Below are 26,473 nucleotides of genomic sequence, written 5' to 3'. Positions count from 1 at the left end.
CCGACGACTGCGACAACCCGGGTCGATCGGCCGTCACGTGCCGTCCGCACGCTGTGGCGGCCTCCTGCCATGTGGTCCTCCCCTGCCGGTGCCGGGCCGCGCCGCACACACCGTCGTCATGATCTGCGCCACATCGTAACGGTCCGGTCTCACGTGCCGTCGAAGGGTGAGCCGCCGGCTGCCGCTCCGCTCTGGAGGCGCCGCGCGACGAGCGCGGCGTGCAGGTGGCGCAGCCCGGAGGGGACAGTGGGATCGAACCCGGTGAGCTGCGCGACCCGCTTGAGCCGGTAGTCGACGGTGTTGGCGTGCACGTGCAGGCTCCGCGCGGTGCGCTGGCGGCTCAGTTCGTGGGCGATGTGGGTCTCGAGGGTCTCGACCAGCTCGGGCGCGTCGGCGAGCGGTTCGAGCACCCGCACGAGGTGCTCGCGGGCCGGCCCGGGCCGGGTGAGCTGATACTCGAACGCGAGGTCCTGCATCCGGTACACGCCGGCGGGCCGGCGCAGATGGCCGACCAGTTCGAGCAGCTCGTGCGCCTGGTGCGCCGCGGCGGGGATGCCCGGGACGTCGGACTCGACGAGCGAGACCGTCAGCGGCACCCCCGCGGCACGCGCGACCTGCTCGTAGAGCGCGGTGCGGATGTGCTCGGCCGGGGTGTCGCCGAGCAGCACGGTGCCGCCCTCGGGTCCGAGCATGGTCAGCTGCCGGCCGTCGCACACCCGGTCCAGCTCGGTCTCGAGCCGCCGCAGGGTACGCCGCGCGACGACCTCCGGCCGCACGTGCGGATTGCGCTCGTCCGGGTGCCGGCCCAGCCGCACGCCCAGCACCGTGTACCGCTCGGCCAGCTCGAGCCCGGACCGGCGCGCGACGGCGGCGGCGTCCTGCCCGCCGAGCAGGGCCGTCACGAGCTCCTGGGCCGCGACGTCGCGGTTGCGGCGCATCGCCTCGAGTTCGGCGACGAACCCGGTGGTCGCGGCGACGGTGACGCGTTCGAGCAGCGCCATCCACAGCCGCGACGCCGCGGCGACCGACTCGACGTCGCCCTCGCGGGCCCGGGCGGTGACGAGTTCCCAGCCCAGCCGGATGCCCTCGTGGTAGATGCGCAGCATGTATTCCAGACGGAACCCGGCGCGCGCCCACTGGGCGGCGCTGCTGCGCAGCTCCGACAGGTCGGCGTCGGTCGGCAGCTCCCCCGTGTCGAGCACCTGGATCGCCAGGCGCAGGCACCGGACGGTGATCTCGGTGACGTCGCCGCGCAGGGCTTCGCCCGGTTGCAGCGAACACGGCGCGACGTTGTCCGCGAAGTGCGCGACCAGCTTGCGGGCGACGGCGCGCAGGTCCCGCAGCGGGACCGAGGCGGGCCTTCCGTCGACGACGAACGCCACCCCGGACCGCGAACCGTATTCGGACACCGACATTCCGCGGAACCCCCCATGACTCCGGAAAGAGACGAACTTACTCTGCCGTAGGAAGGTACGTGGCCCGGGCGAATCGGACAAGGGCCCACAGAGACCTGGCTCACACCCGGCGGCCCCGACGGGCCGAGACTCAGGTCAGCAGCTGCTTCTTCTGGACCTTGCCCATCGCGTTGCGCGGGAGGGTGTCCACCACCCGCACCTCCCGCGGCCGCTTGTGCACGGAGAGCTGACGGGCCACGAGTTCGATCAGCGCGCCCGGGTCGACGGCCGGGCCGTCCGGGGCGGGCACCACGAAGGCGACGATGCGCTGGCCCAGGTCGTCGTCGGGGACGCCCACCACCGCGACCTCCCGCACGGACGGATCGCCGAGCAGCACGGTCTCGATCTCGCCGGCCCCGACCCGGAAGCCGCCGGACTTGATCAGGTCCGTCGACTCGCGACCGACGATGCGGTGGAACCCGCCCGGATCGATCGCCGCGACGTCGCCGGTGACGAACCACCCGTCCGGGGTCCACGCCGCGGCCGTCGCGTCGGGACGGTTCAGGTAGCCGTCGAACAGCATCGGCCCGCGCACCTGCAGCCCGCCGATGCTCTCCCCGTCGTGGGGGACGTCGTTGCCGTGCTCGTCGCGCAGCCGGGTTTCGACCCCGCGCACCGGAGTACCCACCCATCCGGGCCGGCGCTCCCCGTCGACCCGGGTGCTGAGCGTCAGCATCGTCTCGCTCATCCCGTACCGCTCGATCGGGGTCAGCCCGGTCAGCTCGCGCAGGCGCTCGAACACCGGGACGGGCAGCGGCGCGCTGCCGGACACGAGCAGCCGTGCACCGCTCAGGGCCTTCGCGGATTCCTCGTCCTCCACGACGCGGGACCACACCGTCGGCACCCCGAAGTACAGGGTGCCGTGCGCCTGCGCGTACGCCTCCGGGGTGGGCCTGCCGGTGTGGATCAGCCGGCTGCCGACGCGCAGCGGACCGAGCACGCCGAGGATCAGGCCGTGCACGTGGAACAAGGGCAGCCCGTGCACCAGCGTGTCGCGTTCGGTCCAGTCCCACGCCTCGGCCAGCGCGTCGATCCCGGCCGCGATCGCGCGGCGGCTCAGCAGCACGCCCTTGGGCGCGCCGGTGGTGCCGGAGGTGTAGAGCACGAACGCCGTGCGGGACGGATCGGGTTCCGGGTGACTGTGCCAGTCGCGGGCGTGCAGCCGCACCGGCACCACCGGCAGGCCGGGTTCGTCCGGCGCGTCCCCGAGCCACGCCTGAGCTCCGGAGTCGCGCAGGATGTGCTCCCGTTCCGCGGGGCCGGAGTCCGGTGGCACCGGGACGACGGTGACCCCGGCGAGCAGGCAGCCCACCACCGCGATCACCGTCGTCGCCGTCGGCGCGGCGAGCACCGCGAGACGTTCGGCTCCGCCGATGCGGCGGGCCAGGGCACCGGCCGCGCCGAGGATGTCGCTGCGCGAGAGCGTGTGCCCGTCGATGCGGACCGCGTCGGGCAGGTCGTCGCCGCGCGCGACGGCCAGGGGGTTGAGGGAACGAAGCAGCGAAGACACGTCGGTCAGGATCGCACAGCCGCCGCGAGGGCGGCGCGGCGCGGCGGCGCCACCGTCCCGAGCACCGCGCCGAGCAGCACACCGACGAGGACGGCCACGCCGTGCCCGTCACCGGCCACCACCAGCACCGCGCCGGCGAGGCCGATGCCGACGGCGGCCGCGAGCACGGCCCCGCGGGCGCCGACCGCCAGCCACAGGCCCGCGATCGACCCCGCGACCGCGAACGACGCGCCCGAGCTGCCGGCACCGGTCGACGGCGACACGAACGCGGTGAACAGCCCGAACAGCAGCTGGCTCACCGCGAACAACCCGACCGCCCGGCCCGGGCCCCACACCCGCACCGCGACGGTCGCGACGACGGCGAGGAGGAGCAGATTCACCAGGGTGACGAACACGCCGCCGTCCTGCACGAGCACCGAGGTCAGAACCCGCCACCATTCGTCCTCGGCGCGGATCCGCAGCGGGTCGCGGCCGAACGTCCCGAGCAGCGACGGCACGGCCAGGCGCAGCAGCGACGGGACCGCGACGACGAGCCACAGCACGAGCGCGGTCACCGGCGGCGGCCACAGCAGCTGACCCGGCGGGGGCCACCACACCAGCCGCCCCGGCGGCGCGCACCGACGCTGCGCGAGCAGCACCGCGAGGGCCGCGACGAGGGCGAGCAGGAGCACCGAACCGGGGTCGGCCTCCGAGGTGCTCACGGGCGTCAATGTACCTGCGGACGTACCCGGCGTCCGGTTCCGTCGACGGCGGGTCCGCTCCCCCGGCGCCGGACGTTCAATCCCGTGACACCACCGAGCGCAGGAAGAACCGCAGGTTCGACGGCCGCTCCGCGAGCCGCCGCATCAGGTACCCGTACCACTGGGCCCCGTAGGGGACGTACACCCGCATGCGCAGGCCGGCGCCGGCGAGCCGGCGCTGTTCGAGGTCGCGGATCCCGTACAGCATCTGATGCTCGAATCCGTCCGGGCCGCGGGCGTACTCGGCGGCGAGCGGTCCCGCGGCCGCCACGATCGCCGGGTCGTGCGAGGCCACCATCGGATAGCCCTGCCCGGCCATGAGCACCCGCAGGCACCGCAGGTACGAGGCGTCCACCTCGGCGGAATCCTGGTACGCCACCGACGCCGGTTCGCGGTAGGCGCCCTTGCACAGCCGCACCCGCGAGCCCGGGCCGGACAGGTCGCGGCAGTCCGCCTCGGTGCGGCGCAGGTAGGCCTGCAGCACGGCACCGACCCAGGGGAAGTCCTCGCGCAGCCGCCGCACGATCGACAGGGTGGCGTCGGTGGTGGTGTGGTCCTCGGCGTCGACGGTGACCCACACCCCCGCCGCGGCGGCGGCCGCGCAGATCTGCCGGGCGTGCCCGAGCGCGATGCCGGGGCCCTCGGCGCCGAGGGCCAGGCCGAGCGCGGTGAGCTTGACCGACACCTCCACCGCCGGCATCGGCGCATCGCGCTCGACCAGCGGAGCCAGGTCGGCGATCAGCGCCTCGTATTCGGCGACGATCGCCCGGGCCTGCGCGAGATCGGTGGTGTCCTCCCCGAGGTGGTCGATGCTCACCGCCCGTCCGGTGCCGAGCAGGGCCTTCGTGGCCGCCAGCGCGTCGGGGCGGGTGTCCCCGGCGACGAACCGGTCGACGAGCCGGCGTGTCGGCGGCGCCGTGGTGACCAGCGCCCGGACGCGGGGCGACTTCGCGGCCGCGAGGATCACCGGCCGCAGCGGGTTCGACGCCAGCCGCGGCAGCGCCCGCGACGTCACGGGCGGCGACGGCAGCGGTTCCGAGGCGACCACGGACCTCACCCGCCCTTCATGTGCGGGTACCGGTAGTCCGTCGGTGGCACGAACGTCTCCTTGATCGTCCGCGCCGACACCCAGCGCAGCAGGTTCAGCGGCGAGCCCGCCTTGTCGTCGGTGCCGGACGCCCGGCCGCCGCCGAAGGGTTGCTGCCCCACCACCGCGCCCGTGGGTTTGTCGTTGACGTAGAAGTTGCCGGCCGCGAACCGCAGCGCGGCGGTGGCCTCCTCGACGGCCGCGCGGTCCTCGGCGATCACCGAGCCGGTGAGCGCGTAGGGGGCGCCGCGGTCGACGAGGTCGAGCACCCGCCGCCACGCGTCCGGCTCCGCGTCGTCGTAGACGTGCACACTCAGCACCGGACCGAAGTACTCCGTGCACATCGACTCGTCACCCGGATCGTCGGTGAGCAGGACGGTGGGCCGCACGAACCATCCGACCCACTGGTCGTACCCGCCGCCGACGGCGATCTCGATCGACTCGCGGTCGCGGGCCCGCTCGAGGGCGCCGACGACCTTCTCGTAGGCGGTCCGGTCGATCAGGGCGCCGCCGAAGTTCGACAGGTCGGTCACGTCGCCGTAGGTCAGGCTCTCGACCTCGTCGAGGAACTCGGTGCGCATGCGCCGCCACAGGGAGCGGGGCAGGAACGCCCGCGACGCCGCCGAGCACTTCTGCCCCTGATATTCGAAGGCCCCCCGGATCAGGGCCGTGGACAGCACGCCCGGATCGGCCGACGGGTGCGCGAGGACGAAGTCCTTGCCGCCGGTCTCCCCCACCAGCCGCGGATACGTGCGGTAGCCGTCGATGTTGGCCCCGACCTCCCGCCACAGGTGCTGGAACGTCCGGGTCGACCCGGTGAAGTGGATACCGGCCAGCCGCGGATCGCGCAGGAGCACCTCCGACGCGACCCGGCCGTCCCCGGTGATCAGATTGATCACGCCCGGCGGCATCCCCGCCGCCTCGAGCAGGCGCATCGTCCAGTACGCCGACAGGGACTGCGTCGGTGCGGGCTTCCACACCACGGTGTTGCCCAGCAGCGCCGGAGCGGTGGGCAGGTTCCCGGCGATCGCCGTGAAGTTGAACGGGGTGATCGCGTACACGAACCCCTCGAGCGGCCGGTAGTCCATCCGGTTCCACACACCCGGCGACGAATACGGCTGGTCGGCGAGCAGCACCCGGGCGAAGTGCACGTTGAATCGCCAGAAGTCGACCAGTTCGCACGGCGCGTCGATCTCCGCCTGCTGCACCGACTTGGACTGGCCCAGCATGGTGGCGGCCGCGATCGTCTCCCGCCACGGCCCGGCCAGCAGGTCGGCGGCCCGCAGCAGCACGGCCGCGCGGGCGTCGAACGACATCTCCCGCCACGCGGGGGCCGCGGCCGTCGCCGCCTCGACGGCCGCCGTCGCCTCCGCCGGGGTGGCGTTGCGCAGGGTGCCGAGCACCGCGTGATGGTTGTGGGGCTGCACGATGTCGAAGCGATCGCCCTCACCGTGCACGTGCTCGCCGCCGATGACGTGCGAGACGTCCACCGGTTCGGCCGCCAGCTCCTTCAGCTTGGCGGTCAGACGCTCCCGCTCCGGCCTGCCGGGAGCGTAGGTGTGGACCGGCTCGTTGGCCGGCGCAGGAACTGCAGTGACGGCGTCCATGGGGCCTCCCTGGGCCCAGGGTAGCGCCGAACACGGCGTCGCATACGGCAATCCTGCTCGGGCAGCGTCGCTTCCGCCGCGCGCCGCCGCGCGCGCATCACATCAGCCGGTGCGCGCACATCACGTCAGCCGGTGCGCGCACATCACATCAGCCGCTGCGCGCGCATCACATCAGCCGCTGCGCGGCGGCCGCGATCCTCTCGTCCGAGGCCGTCAGCGCGATCCGCACGTGCTGGACGCCGCCGGGACCGTAGAACTCGCCCGGGGCCACGAGGATCCCGCGTTCGGCGAACCAGTCCACCGTCGCGCGGCACTCCTCGCCGCGGCTCGCCCACAGGTACAGGCCGGCTTCGGAGTGATCCACCGTGAACCCGGCACCGCGGACGGCCGCGAGCAGCACCTCGCGGCGCTTGCGGTACAGCTCGCGCTGCGCGTTCTCGTGTTCGTCGTCGTTCAGCGCGACGGTCATCGCCGACTGGATCGGCAGCGGCACCATCATGCCGGCGTGCTTACGCACCTCGAGCAGGTCCGCGACGAGTTCGGCGTCGCCGGTGACGAAGCCGGCGCGGTAGCTGGCCAGGTTCGACGTCTTCGACAGCGAGTGCACCGCGAGCAGGTTCGTGTGGTCGCCGTCGCACACGCTCGGGTGCAGGATGGACAGTGCCTCACCCTCCCAGGTCAGGCCCAGGTAGCACTCGTCGGAGACGACGATCGCGTCCCGGCTGCGCGCCCAGTCCACCACCTTGCGCAGGTGTTCGAGGCCGAGCACCTTGCCCGTCGGGTTCGACGGCGAGTTCACGAACACCAGCGCCGCGCCCTCGGGTCCCAGGCGGTTGAGGCCGTCGGCACGAATGATCCGCGTGCCGGCGAGCAGCGCTCCCACCTCGTACGTCGGGTACGCCAGCTCGGGGATCACCACCAGGTCGCTGCCGCCGAGGCCGAGGAGGCTCGGCAGCCACGCGATCATCTCCTTGGTGCCGATGGCCGGCAGGATCGCGGACGCGTCGATGCCGGTGACGCCGTAGCGTCGGGCCAGCGCCCCGACCGCGGCAGCGCGCAGCGCTTCCGTGCCGTGGGTGGTCGGATACCCGGATTCCTCCGCGACGGCGAGCAGCGCCTCACGGATGACCGGGGCGACGGGGTCGACGGGGGTGCCGACCGAGAGATTGACGATGCCGCCGGGGTGCGCGGCCGCCTTCTCCTTCGCGCCGGTCAGCGAGTCCCACGGAAAGTCCGGCAGGCTCGCGGCCACCGAACGACGAGTGCGCGTCACGGTACCGCCGATCACTATTCCTCGCCCATGGGCGGCAGGGCCTTGACGAACGGCGGGTCGTAGTCGACCTTGCCGAGCTTCGCGGCGCCACCCGGGGATCCGAGATCGTCGAAGAAGTCGACGTTGGCCTTGACGTACGCGCTCCACTCGTCCGGCACGTCGTCCTCGTAGAAGATCGCCTCGACGGGGCACACCGGCTCGCAGGCACCGCAGTCCACGCACTCGTCCGGATGGATGTACAGCATGCGACCGCCCTCGTAGATGCAGTCGACCGGGCATTCCTCGATGCACGCCTTGTCCAACACGTCCACGCACGGTTCCGCAATCGTGTACGTCACTGGTGTTCTCCCTGCCTCTCTGGTCGCCCGCCCACCTGCACGGTCACGCCGAATCGGGGCGCGCTCCGCGTCCGTCGACGTCCAGTATCCCCCGCCGCGGGGACACCCCTCCGAGTTAGGGTGCCCTGACTAGACGGGCCCCGGCTGGGCGCCCAGCCACTGCTGCCCGTCCGCGGCGGCCCGGGACAGGGCGGACCGCTCGCCGACGTATCCGGCCAGTGCCCCCACCAGCGGCAGCACGCCGAGCGCGCGCCACGCGCCCGACGGCTGCGGACGCCGCGCGAATTCCGCGTTCACCGCGCGGACCAGGTCGATCGTCGACCGCACCGGACGCCGCACCCACGACAGCGGCGTCCCGGTTTCGCCCGTGCCGAGGAGGTCGCGGCGGCACAGCACGGCCGCGAGCATCCGCACCTGGCGGTCGCGGTCGTGGATTCCGCGTTCCCGGGCGACGGCGAGCAGCACGATCGCCTGGTTGACGAAGCCGAGCGCGTCCTGCAGCGGCAGCATCCGGCCCACCACCCCGAGCATGCCGGAGAACGCGACGGGCAGCGTCGAGACCGAGCCGAGCCCGCCGACCCACCAGTTCACCCGCTCCTGTTCCGACGCGGCCGCCCACGCCGCCGTGCCCGGCACGCGACCGGCGTCGAGCACGGCCGCGGCCGCGTCGAGCACCTGCTCGACCGGGGTCCGCTCCCGCACCGTGGGCACGAACGTGCGGGCCTTGAGACCGAACGGGTCGAGGTACGCCAGGTCGAACAGCGGCCCGACGCCCGCGGCGGTCGCATCCAGGGCCGCCGCGACGACCCCGTCGCCCAGCCTGGGGCTCACCGGCCGGCCCCGCTGAGGGCGCCCCCGTCGACAGCGAGCGGCGCGTAGGCGGTGCTCCGCTGACGGGCCGGGCGACCGATGCCCTCGGCGATCGCCACGAGTTCTGCCACGGTCTTCTCCGAGCCGTGCTGGGAACCCGCCATCCGGGAGATCGTCTCCTCCATCAGGGTGCCGCCGAGGTCGTTGGCGCCGCCCTGCAGCATCGCCTGCGTGCCGGCGACACCCAGCTTGACCCAGCTGGTCTGGATGTTGTCGATCCGGCCGTGCAGCATGATCCGCGCCAGCGCGTGCGCGGCGCGGTTGTCGCGCAACGTCGGACCGGGCCGCGACGCGCCGGCCAGGTACAGCGGCGACGACTGGTGCACGAACGGCAGCAGCACGAACTCCGTGAAGCCGCCGGTGCGGTCCTGGATCCCACGCAGCACGTTCAGGTGCCCCACCCAGTGGTGCGGCTGATCGACGTGGCCGTACATCATCGTCGAGCTGGACCGCAGCCCCACCTCGTGTGCGGTGGTGACCACCTCGATCCACTCCGCGGTGGGCAGCTTGCCCTTGGTGAGCACCCAGCGGACCTCGTCGTCGAGGATCTCCGCGGCGGTGCCGGGGATCGTATCGAGGCCGGCCTCACGCAGCTCGGTCAGCCAGTCGCGGACGGACACGCCGCTGCGGGAGACGCCGTTGGCGATCTCCATCGGGGAGAAGGCGTGCACGTGCATCGACGGCACCCGCTCCTTGACCGCGCGGACCAGGTCGGCGTAGCCGGTGACGGGCAGTTCCGGGTCGATGCCGCCCTGCATGCACACCTCGGTGGCACCGGCGACGTGCGCCTCCCACGCCCGGTCCGCGACCTCCGCGGTGGACAGGGTGAACGCGTCGGCGTCGCCCTTGCGCTGCGCGAACGCGCAGAACCGGCAGCCGGTGTAGCAGATGTTGGTGAAGTTGATGTTCCGGTTGATCACGAACGTGACGTCGTCGCCGACCGTGTCCCGTCGCAGCTGGTCGGCCAGGGCGACGACCGCCTCGAGGCCGGGCCCGTCGGCGTGCGCGAGGGCGACGTACTGGGCGTCGGTACAACCGGCGGGGTCCTTCTCCGCCGCGCGCAGCGCCGAGAGCACGTCCCCGTCCAACCGCACCGGGGCATTCGCGCCGAGTGCGAGGACCTGCTCGCGCACGGTGTCCCAGTCGCCGAACGCGCTGCCGAGGTCGGAGCGGTACTCGGTGTTGCGCCCGGTCACGTCGATCTCGGAGTTCAGATCCACGCGGCCGCTGGACTCCCAATCGAGGTCGGGCTCCTGCCACGGCTGCCCCTGCGGGGTCACGTCCCGGGCCAGACCGGTCGCCGGGTCCGCCAGCGCGCGCACGTGGGCGGCGATCCGCGGGTCGATCCACGGCTGCCCGGCCAGCACGTACTGCGGCTGGGCCGCGATCCGCTCGGTGAGGGTGAACCCGGCGTCGGCGCTGATCCGTGCGAGCGCGTCCAGGTTCGGCCACGGCCGTTCCGGGTTGACGTGGTCCGGGGTCAGCGGTGAGACCCCGCCCCAGTCGTCGACGCCCGCGGCGAGCAGCGCGCGGCACTCGTCGGCGGCGACGAGGTTCGGCGGCGCCTGGATGCGCATGGACGGGCCGAGCACGAGCCGGGCCACGGCGATCGCGGCCCGGAACTCGTCGAGTCCGGCGTCGTCCACGTCGCGCATCGCGGTGTCGTCCTTCGCCCGGAAGTTCTGCACGATCACTTCCTGGATATGTCCGAACGCCTTGTGCTGCTTGCGGATTGCCGCGATGGATTCGGCGCGCTCGGTGAGCGTCTCGCCGATGCCGACGAGGATGCCGGTCGTGAACGGCACCGACAGCCGGCCCGCGTCGGTGAGCACCCGCAGCCGTACCGCCGGGTCCTTGTCGGGGCTGCCGTAGTGGCACTCCCCCTGCTCGGTGAACAACCGGGTCGACGTGGTCTCGAGCATCATGCCCATCGACGGGGCCACCGGCTTGAGACGGGACATCTCGGCCCAGCTCATCACCCCGGGGTTCAGGTGCGGCAGCAGCCCGGTCTCCTCGAGAACCCGGATCGCCATCGCGCGCACGTAGTCGAGGGTCGAGTCGTAGCCCCGCTCGTCGAGCCACTGCCGCGCCTCCGGCCAGCGCTCCTCGGGCCGGTCACCGAGCGTGAAAAGCGCTTCCTTGCAACCCAGTTCGGCTCCACGCCGGGCGATGTCCAGGATCTCGTCGGGCTCGAGATACATCCCCTGCCCGGCGGCGCGCAGCTTGCCCGGCACGGTCACGAACGTGCAGTAGTGGCAGCGGTCCCGGCACAGCCGGGTGATGGGGACGAACACCTTGCGGGAATAGGTGACCGTGCCCGGCCGGCCCGCCGCGAGCAGACCGGCGTCGCGCACCCGGGCGGCCGAGGCACACAGGTCCTCGAGATCCGATCCCCGGGCGGCGAGCAGGATCGCGGCCTCGTCGACGTTGAGCGTCGCCCCGTCCCGCGCGCGCCGCAACGCCCGCCGCATGCCCGACGGCGAAACCCGCACAGGATCCGCCGCGGACGACGCGGGCCCGGCCGCGCCGGCGCGGACCGAGGGCAGGGGCAACATCGCGGGCGTGGCACCGTCGTGGGTCGAATCGGTCATTCGCCGATCATGCGCCACCCGCCGTACCCATGCCACCTCGGGGGCACGTCCCCGGCGAACTCACTCGCGGGGATAGTCCTCGTCTCCCGGGACGACCCGGCTCTGCTCGAGAACGTCCGCGGGCTCCACCTCGAGCGGCACCGAGGTCACCTCGTCGTCGGCCGGTTCGTCCTCGGCCGGCATCTCCTGCTCGATCCGATCGGCCTCGGGCAGTTCCGTGTATTCGGTGGTCTCCGATGATTCGGTCACGGCGGTCCTCCTCCTCGTGTCGACTCCGAACCCGGTCGCGGCATTGCCGGGTTTGCTCGCCCGATCAGCTTAGCCTGGAACCGACTGGACACCACCGACGAGGAGAACCGCGTGAACCGGGACGACCCCCCGCCGCCCCCGGCAGCCGGCAGGGCCGCCCCGCCGCCGGTGACGATGGCCGATCCGGCGTGGCGCCCCAGCCCGAGGGCGCGGCTGCTGTGGGCGGTGAGCGCCGCACTGCTGTGGGTGCCGGTCGTGGCCGCGCAGGTGGTGTGGGCGATAGTCGACTCCGGCCGGCACCCGGGTTGGCACGTCGCCGCCGGCGTCGCCACCGCGGTTCTCGCCGTCGCGCACGTGGCCGTGATGCCGCTGTGGCGGTACCGGGTGCACCGCTGGGAGATCACCGACACCGCCGTGTACACGCGCTCGGGGTGGCTCACCCAGGAACGCCGGATCGCGCCGATCTCCCGGATCCAGTCGGTCGACACGGAGCGCGGCCCGATCGAACGATGGCTCGGCCTCGCCACCGTCACCGTCACCACCGCCTCGTCCGCGGGCGCCGTGGAGATCACCGCTCTCGACGTCGGGGTCGCCGACGCCACCGCCGCCCGGCTCACCGCGATCGCCGGCAGCAGCCAGGCCGATGCCACGTGAGCGACGTACCCGTGCCGCCGGAGCGGGAGGACGCCCCCGCCCTCGCCGCCGAGGCCGAGCAGCCGTGGTTGCGGCTGGATCCGCGGATGCTGCTGATCCACCCCGTCGAGGAGGTACTGCGGCTGCTGCCGGTGCTGGTGGCGTCGGTGCTGCTCGGCAGCAGCAGCGGCAATCACGGCTGGGGCCTGGCGGTGGCCGCGCTGCTGGTGGTGATCGGCATGCTGCGCTGGTTCACCACGACCTACCGGATCGGACCGGTGCACGTGGAGCTGCGCCGGGGCCTGCTGCAGCGCCAGCTGCTGTCGGTGCCGCGCAGCCGCATCCGGTCCGTGGACGTCGAACAGCGCCTGCTGCACCGGCTGCTCGGGCTGGCGGTGGTGCGGATCGGGACCGGCCAGCGGACCGGCGCCGGACGCGACCGCAACCGGTTCGAGCTGAACGGCCTGGCGGTCGGTGCCGTGCCGGCGCTGCGCGCCGCCCTGCTCAGCACGCACCCGGGGGCGCCGGACGAGGCGGCCGGGGCGGCCGCCCCGGCCGAAACCGCGATCGCCCGGTTCCAGCCGGGCTGGGTGCGCTACGCCCCGTTCTCGACCACGGGGCTGGTCACCGTCGCGGCGGTGGTGGGACTGGCCTTCCAGTACGGGATCGCCGAGCGGCTCGGCGAGTCGGCCACCGTCGAGCGCGGGCTGTCGTCGATCGAGGCCGCCGGCCCGTTCGTCGCCGCCGTGCTCGGCCTGCTCGTCCTGGGCGTGGTGGCGAGCCTGGCGGCGTGCGTGCGGTACGTGCTGCTGTACGCGGACCTGTCGGTCACCGACGACGGGCGGATGCTGCGGGTCGGGCACGGCCTGCTGCGGCACCGGCACACCACCCTGGACCGGCGCCGCCTGCGCGGCGTGAGCCTTCGCGAGCCGCTTGCGCTGCGCCTGGCCGGCGGGGCCCGCCTGGACGCGGTGATGACCGGCGTCGCCGCCGAGCACGGCGAGTCGTCGCTGCTGCTGCCGCCCGCGCCCTCCGCCGAGGCGCGACGGGTCGCGGCAGCGGTACTGCGCGACACGCGGCAGCTCGACGCCCCGCTGCGGCCGCACGGGCCGGCGGCGCGGCGGCGACGGTTCACCCGGGCGCTGAGTCCCGTGGCGCTGGCCGTCGCCGCCGGTGCGACGGCGGTCGCGGTCACCGGCCGCACGGTCCCGGTGGCGGCATGGGGTCCGGCGGTCGCGGCTGTCACGGTGGCGGCGGTGGGGCTGGCGTGGGATCGCTACCGCAGCCTGGGGCATGCCGTGCTGGGGGCGGGGCCGCAGGACGCGACGTCGTGGCTGATCACCCGCGGCGGGTCGCTGGATCGGCGCCGCGTCTCGCTCGAGGCGGACGGCATCATCGGCTGGACGGTGCGGCAGACGTTCTTCCAGCGCCGCGCCGGGGTGGCGACGGTCGTCGCCGCGACCCCGGCCGGTACGGGCCGCTACGCGGTGGTGGACCTCCCCGCGGAGCAGGCGTGGGCGCTGGTCGAGGCGGTCACTCCCGGGGCCGGCGACGGATGGGTGCGCCGATGAACCCGATCGATCGGCCCCCGGACCTGGCCGCGCTCGACGCGCGCCTGATCGAGTGCCGGGCCTGCCCGCGCCTGGTCGCGTGGCGGGAGCAGGTGGGCCGCGAGAAGCGTGCCGCATACCGCGACGAGGAGTACTGGGCGCGTCCCGTGCCCGGGTTCGGACCGGCGGATGCGTCCCTGCTGATCGTGGGCCTGGCCCCGGCCGCGCACGGCGGCAACCGGACCGGCCGGATGTTCACCGGCGACCGCTCGGGCGACTTCCTGTACGCCGCGCTGCACGCGGCGGGCCTGGCGTCGCAGCCCACCGCGACGCACCGCGGCGACGGCCTCGAACTGTTCGGCACCCGCGTCACGTCGCCGGTGCACTGCGCGCCGCCGGCCAACCGGCCGACGCCGCAGGAGCGGGACACGTGCCGCACCTGGCTCGACGCGGAGCTGCAGCTGCTGGCGCCGACGTTGCGCTCGGTCGTGGTGCTCGGCGGCTTCGGATGGCGGGCGCTGCTCCCGGTGCTCGACGACGCCGGCTGGGCCGTGCCGCGTCCCCGCCCCGGATTCGGGCACGGCACGGCGGTGGAACTGCGGCCGCGCGGCGACGCTGCGGACCGCAGGCCGCTGCACGTGTTCGGTTGCTATCACGTGAGCCAGCAGAACACGTTCACCGGCCGGCTCACCCCGGCCATGCTCACCGCCGTGCTCACGGACGCGGCGCGGGCTGCCGGACTGCGCTCGTGAGCGCGGCCATGCGGGCGACGAACAGGTGCAACCCGGCGGGGGCGAGCGCACCGACCGGCAGCAGCAGGGTCCGCCAGTCGGCGACGAGGAGCTGATCGCCGCCGGGACCGCCGGCCAGGCACACCACGAAGCCGACGATCCACGCCAGCAGCGGCCACGCCGCGCGCGAGGCGGACCCGGTCTCGGCGCGCATCGCCATCACCAGGAGCATGTTCGCCGCGCCGGCCAGCACGATCGTGATCGGGAACGGCACCGTGCCGATGTACAGGCCGAGGAAGAACACGGACAGCAGCGCGCAGAGGAAGCCGTCGAAGGTCAGCAGCGCGACGATGCCCGGCCGCGGCTTCGGCGCCGGCGGGGCGGGAGCTTCGGTGGCTGTGGTGGCGGGATCGACCGTCATCGTTCGATAGTGCGCCACCGGCGCGGGTGGGTGGTCACCGGGTCCCGGCCGATCACGGCACCGGCGGGTAACCCATGAGCGTCAGCACGTGGCTGGCCTGGTCCGCGAATCCGTAGAGCGCCTGGTAGTAGGCGGCGTTGATCTGGTCCGCGTAGGGACGCAGCGAATCGACGAATGCGACGATCTGGTTCTGGACGGACCAGTTGTACATCAGGACCCTCTCGTGTGACCACGATCACCTGTCCGGTGCTCGTGGTCACACTAACTCAGCCCGGCGAAGAGGTCACGCTCCCGGCCGGAGCCGTCGACGTCGCCGCGGTCGCCCCGGACGAGCACGTAGTGCTCCTGCTCCAGCACGGGCTGCGCGACGAGGTTGGACAGGGCGAACTGTGCTCCGCCGGGCGCGACGACGACCTGGGTCGCGTGCGCCGCCAGGGCCGCCCGCTTGGCGTCGAGCACGCCGGCGACGTCGACCACGGTGGTGACCTGTTCGTCGGGCACGCACGGCAGGTCGTCGGGGCCGGGACGCTGCCACCCGTCGGGCAGGCCGGTCATCTCCGCGATGCCGCGGCGCAGGGCGCTCGCCTCGGTGACGGTCCAGTACAGCTTCGCCGGATCCCACGGTGCGCCGGCGTGCGGGTAGGCGCCGGTCCCCGCGGCCTCGACCGCTGCGGTCACGACGTGATGCACCCGGATGTGGTCGGGGTGGCCGTAACCGCCCACGGGGTCATAGGTGACCACCACGTGCGGGCGCAGTTCCCGGATCACCGCGACGAGTGCGGCCACCGCCTCGTCGCGGTCGGCGTTCACCCAGGCCCGCGGGTTCGCGGCCGACGGGGTGCCGGCCATCCCGGAGTCGCGCCAATGCCCGGCGCCGCCGAGGAAGCGGGGCGCGGGCACGCCGAGGGCGGCCAGCGCCCGGCCGAGCTCGTGGATGCGATAGCCACCGAGCTGATCGGCCCGGTCGGCGGTGAGCTGCGCCCATTCGTCGCCGACGACCTCGCCCTCCTCCCCGAGGGTGCACGTCACGACGGTGACCTCGGCGCCCTCGGCGGCGTAGCGGGCGATGGTGCCGCCCGTGGTGATGGATTCGTCGTCGGGATGGGCGTGCACCAGCAGCAGGCGTTTCGGCGCGGGGGCGTTCCGATCGGTCACGGTGTGGTCCTCCACCAGTTCTGCGCGTCGGACAGGGAACCGGCAGGGATCGAGCCGGCCAGCGTCACGCCCTCGACGCCGGGTCCCGCGGCGATCACGGTGCGGTCCTGCACGATCGGCAGGGTGACGGCGAGGTCCCACAGCTTCGGCTGCGCCCCGGCCAGGACGGCGGGCACGTCGCCGGCGCCGCGCAGGGCCCCGGCGAGTTCCGGGTCGAGGGTGGGGTCGCACACCCCGGACACGTTGCTCGGTGCGGCGAGTTGCGCCTCGGCGGCCTCGATCTCGTCGTCGGGAACCGGCCCGGCGTCACCGTCGGGAACCGGCCCGGCGTCACCGTCCGGAACGGACTCGGCGTCACCGTCCGGAACGGACTCGGCGTCACCGCCGGGGGCGGGCTCCGGCGTCGGGGTGGGTGCGGGAGCCGGCTCGACGGAGCCGGGGCCCTGCTCGGGAAGCACTGGGGGGCAACCGAATCGGGACAGCGCAGCGGTGGCGGGGTCGCCTCCGGCGCGCGTCCAGCCGACCACCGCATGCACGGTCCCCTCGACGAGGGCGTCGCCGTAGAGCTCGTCCGGCGGCAACGTCGTCACGGTGGCGGCGACGCCGGCCCCACGCAGCTGGTCCGCGGCGGTGCGGGCGACGGCGTCGGCCACCGGCGAGTTCTCCGGCACGCCCAGCACGAGGGTGAGCGGCACGCCGCCCTGGGCGAGCAGACCCGTGGTCGCGGTCTCGGGCGCCGGGGTGCCGGTTGCGTCGATCGTCGCCGGGCCGGCCGGTACATACCCGGCCCCGGCGAGGAGCGCGAGGGACTCCTCGCGGCCGGGCCGCGGCGGCATCGTCGGCGAATAGCCGGGATCGGACGGGGCGAGCACCTGCGCGCGGGCCGCGACGACGGCCGATTCCGTGCCGGCCGCGACGGTGGCCAGCAGGTCCGGGTCGAGAAGCCCGAGGACGGCCCGGCGCACGCGCGGATCGGCGAACTCGGTCGTGCGGCCGTTGAGGGTCAGCTCGAGGACGCGGGGCTGCAGCTGGGTGCCGGTGCGCACCTGCGGGATCGCGCCGAGCTGGGCGAGCAGCGCGGATCCCCCACCGTGCATCTGCGCGACCTGCGCGTCGCCGGTGCGAATGGACTCGGCGAGCTGCGCGTCGGTTCCGCCGCGGCGCAACAGGATCCGGTCGGGCCGGGCCGGCGTGCCCCAGAAGCGATCGTTGCGTTCGAGCAGGATCTCGCCGCGGCCGCGGTCGACGGACTTGACATGGAACTGCCCGCCGGACACCGGGATCGATTCGGCGAGGCTCGTGGTGAAACCGCCCGGAGTGTCCTTGACGAGGTGAGCCGGCAGCAGGTGGGTGAACAGTTCCCGCCACGCCGGGTAGGGCTCGCGCAGCGTGACGGTGACGGTCTTGCCGCCGCCGGAGGATCCGACGTCCTCGATGAGGCGGTATCCGGCGGGATCGACCACACCGGGCTGGGTGATCATCTGCTGCCACAGGTACCGGAAGTCCTCGGCGGCGATGGGCGCGCTGTCGGACCACTGCGCCTCGTCGCGCACCTGATAGGTGATGGTGAACGGGGCCTGCGAGGTGACCTCGGCCGATGCGAGGACGGACTCGTCGAGCACCCAGGCGGAGGCGCCGGGCCGCGCGGGGTCGGGCACGGGCCGGAACGCGCTCGGCAGCACCATCCCGGCGACGGTGTTGCCGACGGGCGACTGGTCGGCGAGCAGGTGCGGGTTGAGCCCGGCGCCCACGTCGTCGACGGCCACCACGACGGTGTTGAGCTGGGGAACCGGGGTGGGGGTCCGGGTGGGCTCGGTCTGCTCGATCGGCGGCGGCGGATCGGCGGTGCACGCCGTCAACCCCAGCACCGCGGCGACCGCGGTGATCCCGGCGATCCTGCGCATCCGGCCTCCCTTCCCTCCGGGATGCGGCGGCGGTCCCGGCCGCGCCGGGACCACCACTGCCGCGACTACTTGTTGCGAGCCTTCTCCCGCGAGCGGGCGCGGGCCCGGTCGGTGGCCGACAGGTGCACCTTGCGGACACGGAGGATCTCCGGGGTGACCTCGACGCACTCGTCGGACGCGCAGAACTCCATGGCCTCCTCGAGGCTCAGGGTGATCGGCTTCGCGAGGGTCTCCATCACGTCGGCCGTGGAGGAGCGCATGTTGGTGAGCTTCTTCTCGCGGGTGACGTTGATGTCGAGGTCCTCGGCGCGCGGGTTGATGCCCACGACATGGCCCTCGTAGGTGTCGCTGCCCGGCTCCACGAAGAAGGTGCCGCGGTCGCCGAGCTGGATCATGGCGAACGGCGTGACCGAGCCCGAGCGGTCGGAGACCAGCGAGCCGGTGTGCCGTGCGCGGATCTCCCCGGCCCACGGGGCGTAGCCGTGGAAAACGGCGTTGGCGATGCCCGTGCCACGGGTCTCGGTGAGGAAGTCGGTGCGGAACCCGATGAGGCCGCGCGACGGGACGATGAACTCCATGCGCACCCATCCGGCGGCGTGGTTGGACATCTGCACCATCTTGCCCTTGCGGGCCGCGAGCAGCTGGGTGATCGCGCCGAGGTGTTCCTCGGGGCTGTCGATGGTGAGTTCCTCGTAGGGCTCGTGCACCTTGCCGTCGACCTGCCGGGTGACCACCTGCGGCTTGCCGACGGTCAGCTCGAAGCCCTCGCGGCGCATCTGCTCGACGAGGATGGCCAGCGCCAGCTCGCCGCGGCCCTGCACCTCCCAGGCGTCGGGGCGGCCGATGTCGAGCACGCGCAGCGACACGTTGCCGACCAGCTCCGAGTCGAGACGGGACTTGACCATGCGCGCGGTCAGCTTGTGGCCCTGCACGCGGCCGACGAGCGGCGACGTGTTGGTGCCGATGACCACCGAGATGGCCGGCTCGTCGACCGTGATGCGCGGCAGGGCGACCGGGTTGTCCACGTCGGCAAGGGTGTCGCCGATCATGATGTCCGGGATACCGGCGACGGCGACGATGTCGCCGGCGACGGCGACGTCACCGGGCCGGCGCTCGACACCGATGGTCTGGAGCAGCTCGGTGATCTTCACGTTCTTCACGCCGTCGGCGTGCATCCACGCGACGGTCTGGCCCTTGCGCAGCTCGCCGTTGTGGATGCGCAGCAGCGCCAGGCGGCCGAGGAACTCGGAGGCGTCGAGGTTCGTGACGTGGGCCTGCAGCGGTGCGGCCGGATCACCCTTGGGGGCGGGGATGTACTTCATGAGGACGTCGAACAGCGCGTCGAGGTTCTCGGCGGAGGGCGCCTGTCCGTTCTCGGGCTGTTCCGTCGACGCCTTGCCCTCGCGCCCGGAGGCGTACAGGACCGGCAGGTCCAGCAGCTGCTCGGCGGCCTCGGAGGCCTCGTCGTCGAGGTCGGAGGCAAGGTCGAGCAGCAGGTCGTGGGTCTCCTCGACGACCTCGGCGATGCGGGCGTCGGGGCGGTCGGTCTTGTTGACCACCAGCAGCACCGGCAGCGACGCGGAGAGCGCCTTGCGCAGCACGAAGCGGGTCTGCGGCAGCGGGCCCTCGGACGCGTCGACGAGCAGGACGACGCCGTCGACCATGGACAGGCCGCGCTCGACCTCGCCACCGAAGTCGGCGTGACCGGGGGTGTCGATCACGTTGATGACGGTGACGGTGCCGTCGCCGTTGTACCGGTGCACGGCGGTGTTCTTCGCGAGAATGGTGATGCCCTTCTCGCGCTCGAGGTCACCGGAGTCCATGACCCGGTCGACGAGTTCCGCGCGCTCGGCGAAGGCGCCCGACTGGCGCAGCATGGCGTCGACGAGGGTGGTCTTTCCGTGGTCGACGTGCGCGACGATGGCGACGTTGCGGAAACTGGCGGTGCTCACGCGATGGCTCTCCTGGCTGTTGTCCGGCCACACGGCACTGGACCCAGACGGCACCTCGCCCGTACGGCGTTCTTGCGGTGGCCGCGTCGCGAATGCGAGTCACCCGTTCGCGGCCGCGAACGGCCCGCACAGGCACTGCGGCCTCCAATACAGTACAGGCCGGACGTGGTACCTCGCGCCCGCCGACGGCTGATTCACCAGTTCGCGGGCCGGAGCGTGACGTTCGCCACGTCCCGGCGCACTGTTCGGCGAACCCGCCGGCGGCTGCGGGCCGCCGAAACCGGCTCGCCGGGCGCCTCCGCCTTTATTAGGGCATGCTAACCTTCCAATTGATGTGACCAGGGGCCCAGTGCTGTGGTCCGGGACCCACCGACGAAAGGCCGGCGACACGGATGGGCAAGGTGAAGGCGAGCAGGGTCGCGCAGCTCGAGCCCAAGAAGAAGTGCTGCCGCAAGAAGACCCGCTGTGTGCGCTGCCCCGTGGTGATCATGCGGATGAAGAGGCTCGAGCACGAGGGCCTCGGCGGGAAGGAACTCGCGAAGCGCCTGAAGAAGGCCCGCGCCGCCTGACCGCCCGCCCCGTCAGCGCCCGAGGTGCGCGCGCAGCTCCGGCAGCCACAGCCGGTCGTTCGGCACCAGGTCGATCTGCTCCAGCTCGTCGGCGTCCACCCAGCACAGTGCCGCGTGTTCGAGCGGCCGCGGTTCCCCGGAGAGCAGCTCCACCCGGTAGGCACGCAGCACCCGGCCGCCGTCCAGCGGCACCCCGACCCCGACCCGCTGCGCACCGGCGACCTCCACGCCCAGTTCCTCGCGCAGCTCCCGGCGCAGCGCCGCCTCGGCGGACTCCCCCGGCTCGGCCTTGCCGCCCGGCAGCTCCCACAGCCCCGCGAGCTCCGGCGGCCCGATGCGCTGGGCCAGCAACAGCCGGCCGTCGCGGAAGATCGCCCCGGCCACTACCTCGTCCGCCCGGCCCGTCGTTGCACTCATGTGCGGCATCGTCCCAGAATGGGGCATGGCCGAGTTGCTCTCCGACGCCGACATCGATGCCGCCCTCGCCCAGCTGCCCGAGTGGCGACGGGACGGGAACGCGATCGTGCGGACCGTCGAGTCCTCCTCGTTCCCCGCGGCCGTCGCGCTGGTGGACAGGGTGGCCGAGGCCGCCGAGGCGGCGAACCACCACCCCGACATCGACATCCGCTGGCGGAAGGTGACCTACTCGCTGTCCACCCATTCCGCCGGCGGGATCACCGGGTCGGACGTGGAGCTGGCCCGGAAGATCGACGCGCTGGCCCGCGGCTGACGGGCGGGGCCGCAGCCGGGCGCCCGGTGTAGACGATCCACGCGTACACCGCCAGCACCCCCACCACGTTGCACGCGCCCGCCCAGGCCAGCAGGGCGGGGCGGGAGATGTCCCACATCGAGTCCTGCGCCAGGCCGAGGAGCCACGGCACCCCGACGACGGTCAGCACCGCCCAGAACCCGGCGAGCACACGGGTGCCGAGGCGGCCGGCGAGCGGCCCGTAGACCAGCCACAGCAGCATCGGCAGCACCCACACCCAGTGGTGCATCCAGGAGATCGGCGACACCAGCAGCCCGAACAGTTCGACGACGACGATCGTGCCGAGCCGGTCGTCCGGGCCGAGGGCACGCCAGGCCGCGACGGCGAGCGCCGCCGAGGCCGCGACAGCCGCCAGCCACAGCGGCCCGGTGCCCACGTCGTGTCCCACGATGCGGCTCAGCGCTCCGCGCAGCGACTGGTTCCAGACCGACCCCACCGGCCCGATCCGGTCGGCGTCGCCGAACAACGTGGTGAAGTAGGTCCGCGCCTGGTCGCCGAGGACCAGCCAGCTGACGGCGACGGTGGCGGCGAAGGTCGCCGCGGAGAAGAACGCCGCCGCCCAGCGGCGACGCGCCACGAAGTACATGCCGGCGATCGCCGGGGTCAGCTTGATGCCGGCGAGCAATCCGACCAGTCCGCCCGAGAGCCACCAGCGGTTGCTGCGGACCGCGACCATCACGCCGAAGGCCAGGAACACGTTGACCTGTCCGTAGTCGAGGGTCGTGCGGATGGGCTCCGTCCAGATGCCCGCCGCCGTCCACACGAGCGCGACCGCCGTCCAGCGCGCGCCGTGCGCCGCGGAACCGAACAGCAACTCGAGGCAGATGCGCAGGAGGCCGAACAGGGCGGCGACGGTCAGCAGCTGCCACGCCACCCCGACCACCGGGAAGGGCAGATAGTGCAGCGGGAAGAAGACCAGTGCCGCGAACGGCGGGTAGGTGAAGGGCAGGGAGAACTCGGGAGTGTCCCGGGTGTAGGTGAAGTCGTACAGTTCGCCGCGCAGCAGCGCCGCGGAACCGTCGACGTACACGTGCAGATCCACGAGATTCATGCCGTTGGGCGTGAGGAAGTTCCACGCCAGCCGGGCCCCGACGGATACGGCCAGCAGGGCCGCGCACCACCACAGTCGATGCGGGCGAACCGGATCGGACACTGCGGTGCGGCCTCCCGTCGTCACGTCACCCCGGGGGGAAGGGCCGGGGACGGATGCAGACTATCCGTTCCGCGGCGGCGGGCCGAACACGATACTCACATCAGTAACAGTTTCATCTACTCTCACAAAAACCACATCAGTCACACGTAGTCTCGAGCGGACACCACTGATCGGAACACGTTATGGCTAGACTCCCGCCAGTACGGGCGCGGCTGTGAGACCGGCCACGGCTTGTACTGATCGGGGGGCCTACATAAAGTGTCTCCCCGAGCCGTCAGCGGCATCGGCGCCTCGCGCTCCGGAGCCGCTTCAACGACAAGGATGGGGAAAAGTGCTTCGAACCCGAGCAACGCGCAGGATGTTCACCGCCTGCGCCCTCGCCGCCGCCGCGGCGCTCACCGTGCCGTCGCAGGCGGTCGCGCAACCCGTCGTTCCGGGCATCCCCGACGTGCTCCAGCTGCCGGCCGAGTTCGCCGGCTACCAGGTGCCGGCGGATCTGTCGATCGAGTCGCTCATGGGCATGCTCAGCACCCAGGCAGCCGCCCCCGAAGAGGTCGAGGCCCTCGCCTCCCTCGCCCCCGCCATCGTCGGAGCGGCGGCCGGCCCGGCCGACGTCGCGGACGGCAAGAATCAGCTCCTCGACCAGGCGAAGGAACTGCTCGCGAACTCGCAGCTGCCGGACTCGGTCAAGGCCCTGCTCCAGCGCGTGATCACCTTCCTCGACGGCAGCGGCGGCGGCGGACCCGACATTCCGGAGCCGGGCGCCGTGGCGATCTCGCAGTTCCTGTACCCGAGCATCGGCAAGGACTGCATCCGCGACGGCGGCGACTCCATCGGCACCGCGCTCGCCGTGGCCGGCCCCGCGCCGCTCCCGCCGCCGGGCCCGAAGGCCGGCCAGGCCGGGTTCGTGTTCACCGCCCTGGGCACCGCCAAGTTCGCCGACCAGCAGGCGCAGCCGCTGACGGTGAGCTGGATCAACGTCTCCAACGGCCGCAGCGGCACCGCGACGTTGACCAACGAGGCCAGGATCAATCCCGACGGGCCGACGACGCTCAGCGCGATCGCCGACACCGGCTCCGGCAACGTGGCCGCCGTGATCTCCGGCGGCATCACCACGCAAGCCGCGGGCGCGGCCCCGCGTTCGTGCACCTTCCTGCCGACGATCGGGCTCGTCACGGTCGCCTGACCGATCATCCGCACCTTGGCCGAGGCCGCCGGGATCATCCCCCGGCGGCCTCCGTCGTCCGGGCGCTTCCCGAGCCGGGAACCGCGTGGTAGACCGAGTCATGGCCGAAACACCGTCCAGGCTCACCGCTTCCCGGTGCCTGCGCTCGCGCCGTTCACACCGGTCGATCCTGTCCGTCCGCTCCGAGGGCTCGATCCTGTCCATCGGCTCGGCGTACTCGATCCTGTCGATCGGCAGCGTGGGGTCGGTGCTGTCCGTCGGTTCGGTGGGCTCGTTCGGTTCGGCCCTGTCGTCGCTGTCGTTCGCCAGCCTCGGCTCGGCGCTGTCGGGACTGTCCCGCTGGTCGCTGCTGTCGTGGCGCGGTGTCCACGATGCCCCCGACGACCCGCATCCCACGCTCGTCGTCACCGCCGCCGAACCCGACCCCGCCGCGCACTGCCAGAGCTGACCGGCCGGGCCCGTGTCCCGATCGGCGGGCGCGCGGCTGCCCTCCCGGTGGGGAACCTGATACATCTCGTAGATCACGTCCATGCCCGCCCGTATCGCGCGGCCCCCGGACCCGAGGAGGCGCATGGCCGTCGAGACCCCCGTTCCGGTCACAGCCGAACGCCCCGCACCCCGTGGTCTCGTCGCGGTGCTTTCCCTGTGCGGGATCGTCGTCGCGTTGATGCAGACCCTCGTCATCCCCCTGCTCCCCCAGCTGCCGCACCTGCTCGGCACGTCCGTGGAGAACGCCTCATGGGCGGTCACCGCCACGCTCCTCGCCGCGGCGGTCCTCACCCCCATCAGCGGCCGGCTGGGCGACATGTTCGGCAAGCGGCGCATGCTGCTGGTCAGCCTCGGTGCGGTCGTGGCCGGCTCCCTCGTCTGCGCCCTCGCCGAGTCGCTGCTCCCGATGATCGCCGGCCGCGCCCTGCAGGGCGCGGCGACCGGCGCGATCCCGCTCGGCATCGCGATCCTGCGCGACGAACTGCCGCCCCGGCGGATCGCCGGGGCGATGGCGACCATCAGCGCCACCCTCGGGGTGGGCGGCGCCGTCGGATTCCCCGTCGCCGCGGCCATCGCCCAGATCGCCGACTGGCACATGTTGTTCGCCGCCGCCGCCGGCTTCGGCCTGCTGGGCATCGCCATGGTGCTGAAGGTGATCCCGGAGTCGCCCCACCGCAACCCCGGCCGGTTCGACGTCGTCGGCGCGATCGGCCTCTCGGTCACGCTGACGCTGTTGCTCCTGCCCGTCACCAAGGGCGGCACCTGGGGCTGGTCGAATCCCCTGACCCTGGGCATGTTCGCCGGCGCCGCCGGCGCGGCGCTCGTGTGGGGATACTACGAACTGCGCACGGCGCGACCCCTGGTGAATCTACGGATCTCCGCGCGGCGCCCGGTGCTGCTGACCAACCTCGCGTCGGTCGCCGTCGGATTCGCGATCTACGGACAGATGCTCGCGTTCCCGCAGTTGCTGATGGCCCCCACCGAGACGGGCTACGGATTCGGGCTGTCCATGGTGACGGCCGGCGTGCTCATCGCGCCGGGCGGGATCGTCATGATGGCGCTGTCCCCCGTCTCCGCGCGGATCACCGGCAGCCACGGGCCACGGGTCACCCTGGCGAGCGGGGTCGTGGTGGTGGGCGCCGGCTACGTGCTGGTCTACGTCGCGTACACCGAGATCTGGCACATCGTCGTGGCGGGGATGATCATCGGGGCGGGCATCGGCCTGGCGTACGCGGCGATGCCGGCCCTCATCATGGGCGCGGTGCCGCTGTCCGAGACCGCCGCCGCGAGCAGTCTCAACACGCTGATGCGTTCGATCGGGACGTCCACGTCCGCGGCGGTGGTGAGCGTGGTGCTCGCGGCGATGACCACGACGGTCGGCACCTACACGGTGCCCGCCCTCGACGGGTTCCGCGCCACCTTCCTGCTGTCGATCGCGGCCTCCGCCGTCGCGCTGGCCCTGACCGCCGCCGTTCCCCGGGCGCGGCCCGGCGGGCTCAACCGGCGGTGAGCGACCACTGCCCGTAGTCGGCGCTGAATACATTGTTGACGTCGATGCCGATGCCGTCGATCGTCCCGCCACCCACCTGGTGCAGGTTCGCCGCGGGATGCACGTAGCCCTCGGCCGTGCCCCAATCATGTTGCCAGTAGAACGATCCCAGGCCGGCCTCGCGGGCCCAGGAGATGGTCGGCCCGTTGGCGTACACGCCGGTGTTCCCGGCGCCGAGCACGTCGTGCCAGCCCTGCAGGTACGGCGCGATCAGGTCGGCGAACTGTTGCTCGGACGGATTGTCGTCGACCGAGGCGTAGATCGGCCGGTCCGCCGGTCCCCCGGCCGCCCGATGCAGCTCGAGGCCGCGCGTCGCGTGCCGGACCCCGGCGTCGTATCCGCCGAGCCAGTCCGCCGTGTCGGCCTTGCCGAACTGATAACACGACACGACCTCGAGGTCGCCGGCGACGAGCGCGGCGGCCTCCGACTCCGTCAGCGGCTTGGCCAGCATCCATTCGGCGCCCGGCCGGCGGTCCGAGACGTACCGGATGGCACCGATGTGCCCGGCGGCACGGATCGACGACGGCGACGGCACGGCCGCCGAGTAGTCGACGATCGTGCCGAGCACCTCCCGGCCGTGCGCCACCCCGGGGGCGGCGACGGCCGACACCCAGGCCGCGCACGAGCCGACGGCCGCGTACCGCAACAGTTCCCGACGTGAGATGGCCATCGAACCTCGCTTGGACGAGCGTG

General features: G+C 72.8%; 26 protein-coding genes. 8 read left to right on the top strand and 18 right to left on the bottom strand.

The annotated features are described in order from the left end of the window. Positions 1-149: 149 nt before the first annotated feature. The 10 genes from G6039_RS03170 to G6039_RS03125 all read right to left on the bottom strand — a co-directional run bounded on the left by G6039_RS03170 (position 150) and on the right by G6039_RS03125 (position 11,719). Positions 150-1,415, bottom strand: coding sequence for a PucR family transcriptional regulator (locus tag G6039_RS03170; RefSeq protein WP_029542356.1), 1,266 nt, complete (start codon positions 1,413-1,415; stop codon positions 150-152). A gap of 130 nt (positions 1,416-1,545) precedes the next feature. After that, positions 1,546-2,964, bottom strand: a complete 1,419-nt coding sequence (locus G6039_RS03165; RefSeq protein WP_043799251.1) for an acyl-CoA synthetase — start codon at positions 2,962-2,964, stop codon at positions 1,546-1,548. Between the two features lie 5 nt (positions 2,965-2,969). Then, on the bottom strand, positions 2,970-3,665 hold the full coding sequence (locus tag G6039_RS03160) for a hypothetical protein (RefSeq protein ID WP_006933977.1): 696 nt from the start codon (positions 3,663-3,665) through the stop codon (positions 2,970-2,972). Positions 3,666-3,741: 76 nt separating this feature from the next. Continuing rightward, on the bottom strand, positions 3,742-4,761 hold the full coding sequence (locus G6039_RS03155; protein ID WP_051446042.1) for a proline dehydrogenase family protein: 1,020 nt from the start codon (positions 4,759-4,761) through the stop codon (positions 3,742-3,744). Next, positions 4,758-6,398 (bottom strand): L-glutamate gamma-semialdehyde dehydrogenase, encoded by a 1,641-nt coding sequence (gene pruA / locus G6039_RS03150; protein WP_043799250.1) that lies wholly within the window; start codon positions 6,396-6,398, stop codon positions 4,758-4,760. The genes G6039_RS03155 and pruA overlap by 4 nt, the downstream gene beginning before the upstream one ends. A 166-nt stretch (positions 6,399-6,564) precedes the next feature. After that, a complete protein-coding gene (gene dapC / locus G6039_RS03145; RefSeq protein ID WP_043799291.1) occupies positions 6,565-7,650 on the bottom strand; it encodes a succinyldiaminopimelate transaminase in 1,086 nt (361 codons plus the stop codon). A gap of 35 nt (positions 7,651-7,685) precedes the next feature. Further along, positions 7,686-8,009 carry a ferredoxin gene (gene fdxA / locus G6039_RS03140; RefSeq protein ID WP_006933964.1) on the bottom strand — a complete coding sequence of 108 codons (324 nt, stop codon included), beginning with the start codon at positions 8,007-8,009 and terminating at the stop codon, positions 7,686-7,688. 129 nt (positions 8,010-8,138) lie between these two features. Continuing rightward, positions 8,139-8,840, bottom strand: a complete 702-nt coding sequence (locus tag G6039_RS03135) for a hypothetical protein (protein ID WP_043799248.1) — start codon at positions 8,838-8,840, stop codon at positions 8,139-8,141. After that, entirely contained in the window at positions 8,837-11,470 is a 2,634-nt protein-coding gene (locus G6039_RS03130) for a bifunctional FO biosynthesis protein CofGH (RefSeq protein WP_043799247.1), read from the bottom strand. The genes G6039_RS03135 and G6039_RS03130 overlap by 4 nt, the downstream gene beginning before the upstream one ends. Before the next feature lie 60 nt (positions 11,471-11,530). Further along, on the bottom strand, positions 11,531-11,719 hold the full coding sequence (locus G6039_RS03125; protein WP_006933961.1) for a hypothetical protein: 189 nt from the start codon (positions 11,717-11,719) through the stop codon (positions 11,531-11,533). Between the two features lie 174 nt (positions 11,720-11,893). Between G6039_RS03125 and G6039_RS03120 the strand changes: the two genes are divergently transcribed. The 3 genes from G6039_RS03120 to G6039_RS03110 are packed head-to-tail and all read left to right on the top strand — an operon-like array spanning position 11,894 to position 14,654. Then, positions 11,894-12,373, top strand: a complete 480-nt coding sequence (locus G6039_RS03120) for a PH domain-containing protein (protein WP_051446044.1) — start codon at positions 11,894-11,896, stop codon at positions 12,371-12,373. Then, positions 12,370-13,923 (top strand): PH domain-containing protein, encoded by a 1,554-nt coding sequence (locus G6039_RS03115; protein ID WP_043799243.1) that lies wholly within the window; start codon positions 12,370-12,372, stop codon positions 13,921-13,923. The genes G6039_RS03120 and G6039_RS03115 overlap by 4 nt, the downstream gene beginning before the upstream one ends. Beyond that, entirely contained in the window at positions 13,920-14,654 is a 735-nt protein-coding gene (locus G6039_RS03110) for a uracil-DNA glycosylase (RefSeq protein ID WP_006933956.1), read from the top strand. The genes G6039_RS03115 and G6039_RS03110 overlap by 4 nt, the downstream gene beginning before the upstream one ends. Here the strand turns inward: G6039_RS03110 and G6039_RS03105 are convergent. The 5 genes from G6039_RS03105 to typA form a co-directional block, all read right to left on the bottom strand. Then, positions 14,617-15,054: a hypothetical protein gene (locus tag G6039_RS03105; protein WP_006933953.1), complete on the bottom strand. Its 438-nt coding sequence runs from the start codon at positions 15,052-15,054 to the stop codon at positions 14,617-14,619. The two genes, G6039_RS03110 and G6039_RS03105, sit on opposite strands and share 38 nt — an antisense overlap. Before the next feature lie 52 nt (positions 15,055-15,106). Continuing rightward, positions 15,107-15,265, bottom strand: coding sequence for a hypothetical protein (locus G6039_RS03100; protein ID WP_006933951.1), 159 nt, complete (start codon positions 15,263-15,265; stop codon positions 15,107-15,109). Positions 15,266-15,315: 50 nt separating this feature from the next. Then, the gene (mshB, locus tag G6039_RS03095; RefSeq protein ID WP_006933950.1) at positions 15,316-16,209 is read right to left on the bottom strand and encodes an N-acetyl-1-D-myo-inositol-2-amino-2-deoxy-alpha-D-glucopyranoside deacetylase; all 894 of its coding nucleotides are present in this window, start codon (positions 16,207-16,209) and stop codon (positions 15,316-15,318) included. Next, the gene (locus G6039_RS03090) at positions 16,206-18,113 is read right to left on the bottom strand and encodes an ABC transporter family substrate-binding protein (RefSeq protein WP_043799239.1); all 1,908 of its coding nucleotides are present in this window, start codon (positions 18,111-18,113) and stop codon (positions 16,206-16,208) included. The genes mshB and G6039_RS03090 overlap by 4 nt, the downstream gene beginning before the upstream one ends. Before the next feature lie 65 nt (positions 18,114-18,178). After that, positions 18,179-20,065 carry a translational GTPase TypA gene (typA, locus tag G6039_RS03085; RefSeq protein ID WP_006933946.1) on the bottom strand — a complete coding sequence of 629 codons (1,887 nt, stop codon included), beginning with the start codon at positions 20,063-20,065 and terminating at the stop codon, positions 18,179-18,181. A gap of 401 nt (positions 20,066-20,466) precedes the next feature. Between typA and G6039_RS03080 the strand changes: the two genes are divergently transcribed. Continuing rightward, positions 20,467-20,634: a hypothetical protein gene (locus tag G6039_RS03080; RefSeq protein WP_006933942.1), complete on the top strand. Its 168-nt coding sequence runs from the start codon at positions 20,467-20,469 to the stop codon at positions 20,632-20,634. A 12-nt stretch (positions 20,635-20,646) separates the two neighbouring features. Here the strand turns inward: G6039_RS03080 and G6039_RS03075 are convergent, their stop codons facing one another. Further along, positions 20,647-21,051: a (deoxy)nucleoside triphosphate pyrophosphohydrolase gene (locus tag G6039_RS03075; protein ID WP_029542337.1), complete on the bottom strand. Its 405-nt coding sequence runs from the start codon at positions 21,049-21,051 to the stop codon at positions 20,647-20,649. A gap of 25 nt (positions 21,052-21,076) precedes the next feature. On the opposite strand from G6039_RS03075, the gene G6039_RS03070 reads away from it, so the two are divergent. Further along, positions 21,077-21,364 carry a 4a-hydroxytetrahydrobiopterin dehydratase gene (locus G6039_RS03070; RefSeq protein ID WP_029542335.1) on the top strand — a complete coding sequence of 96 codons (288 nt, stop codon included), beginning with the start codon at positions 21,077-21,079 and terminating at the stop codon, positions 21,362-21,364. Here G6039_RS03070 and G6039_RS03065 read toward each other — a convergent pair. Continuing rightward, entirely contained in the window at positions 21,309-22,556 is a 1,248-nt protein-coding gene (locus tag G6039_RS03065; protein WP_043799237.1) for a mannosyltransferase, read from the bottom strand. The genes G6039_RS03070 and G6039_RS03065 overlap by 56 nt on opposite strands. Before the next feature lie 331 nt (positions 22,557-22,887). Here G6039_RS03065 and G6039_RS03060 point away from each other — a divergent pair, with 331 nt between their 5' ends. The 3 genes from G6039_RS03060 (at position 22,888) to G6039_RS03050 (ending at position 25,741) form a co-directional block, all read left to right on the top strand. Beyond that, a complete protein-coding gene (locus tag G6039_RS03060) occupies positions 22,888-23,742 on the top strand; it encodes an Rv1157c family protein (protein ID WP_006933936.1) in 855 nt (284 codons plus the stop codon). A 100-nt stretch (positions 23,743-23,842) separates the two neighbouring features. After that, positions 23,843-24,190, top strand: coding sequence for a hypothetical protein (locus G6039_RS03055; RefSeq protein ID WP_043799235.1), 348 nt, complete (start codon positions 23,843-23,845; stop codon positions 24,188-24,190). A gap of 123 nt (positions 24,191-24,313) precedes the next feature. Next, positions 24,314-25,741, top strand: a complete 1,428-nt coding sequence (locus G6039_RS03050) for an MFS transporter (protein ID WP_006933931.1) — start codon at positions 24,314-24,316, stop codon at positions 25,739-25,741. Here G6039_RS03050 and G6039_RS03045 read toward each other — a convergent pair. After that, on the bottom strand, positions 25,728-26,450 hold the full coding sequence (locus G6039_RS03045; protein WP_006933927.1) for a DUF1906 domain-containing protein: 723 nt from the start codon (positions 26,448-26,450) through the stop codon (positions 25,728-25,730). The genes G6039_RS03050 and G6039_RS03045 overlap by 14 nt on opposite strands. Positions 26,451-26,473 lie beyond the last annotated feature (23 nt).

Origin of the sequence: Rhodococcus aetherivorans, from assembly GCF_011058165.1 — a bacterium.
GTDB lineage: Bacteria > Actinomycetota > Actinomycetes > Mycobacteriales > Mycobacteriaceae > Rhodococcus > Rhodococcus aetherivorans.
Note: the sequence above shows the minus strand (reverse complement) of the source record. Positions and strands in the feature narration are given on the sequence as shown.

What these genes read in the sequence shown, in the direction of transcription:
- G6039_RS03170 (WP_029542356.1), bottom strand. Translation starts at nt 1,415, where the DNA reads ATGTCGGTGTCCGAATACGGTTCGCGGTCCGGGGTGGCGTTCGTCGTC.
- pruA (WP_043799250.1), bottom strand. Translation starts at nt 6,398, where the DNA reads ATGGACGCCGTCACTGCAGTTCCTGCGCCGGCCAACGAGCCGGTCCAC.
- G6039_RS03130 (WP_043799247.1), bottom strand. Translation starts at nt 11,470, where the DNA reads ATGACCGATTCGACCCACGACGGTGCCACGCCCGCGATGTTGCCCCTG.
- G6039_RS03120 (WP_051446044.1), top strand. Translation starts at nt 11,894, where the DNA reads ATGGCCGATCCGGCGTGGCGCCCCAGCCCGAGGGCGCGGCTGCTGTGG.
- G6039_RS03110 (WP_006933956.1), top strand. Translation starts at nt 13,920, where the DNA reads ATGAACCCGATCGATCGGCCCCCGGACCTGGCCGCGCTCGACGCGCGC.
- G6039_RS03105 (WP_006933953.1), bottom strand. Translation starts at nt 15,054, where the DNA reads ATGACGGTCGATCCCGCCACCACAGCCACCGAAGCTCCCGCCCCGCCG.
- G6039_RS03100 (WP_006933951.1), bottom strand. Translation starts at nt 15,265, where the DNA reads ATGTACAACTGGTCCGTCCAGAACCAGATCGTCGCATTCGTCGATTCG.
- G6039_RS03090 (WP_043799239.1), bottom strand. Translation starts at nt 18,113, where the DNA reads ATGCGCAGGATCGCCGGGATCACCGCGGTCGCCGCGGTGCTGGGGTTG.
- G6039_RS03075 (WP_029542337.1), bottom strand. Translation starts at nt 21,051, where the DNA reads ATGAGTGCAACGACGGGCCGGGCGGACGAGGTAGTGGCCGGGGCGATC.
- G6039_RS03070 (WP_029542335.1), top strand. Translation starts at nt 21,077, where the DNA reads ATGGCCGAGTTGCTCTCCGACGCCGACATCGATGCCGCCCTCGCCCAG.
- G6039_RS03055 (WP_043799235.1), top strand. Translation starts at nt 23,843, where the DNA reads ATGGCCGAAACACCGTCCAGGCTCACCGCTTCCCGGTGCCTGCGCTCG.
- G6039_RS03050 (WP_006933931.1), top strand. Translation starts at nt 24,314, where the DNA reads ATGGCCGTCGAGACCCCCGTTCCGGTCACAGCCGAACGCCCCGCACCC.
- G6039_RS03045 (WP_006933927.1), bottom strand. Translation starts at nt 26,450, where the DNA reads ATGGCCATCTCACGTCGGGAACTGTTGCGGTACGCGGCCGTCGGCTCG.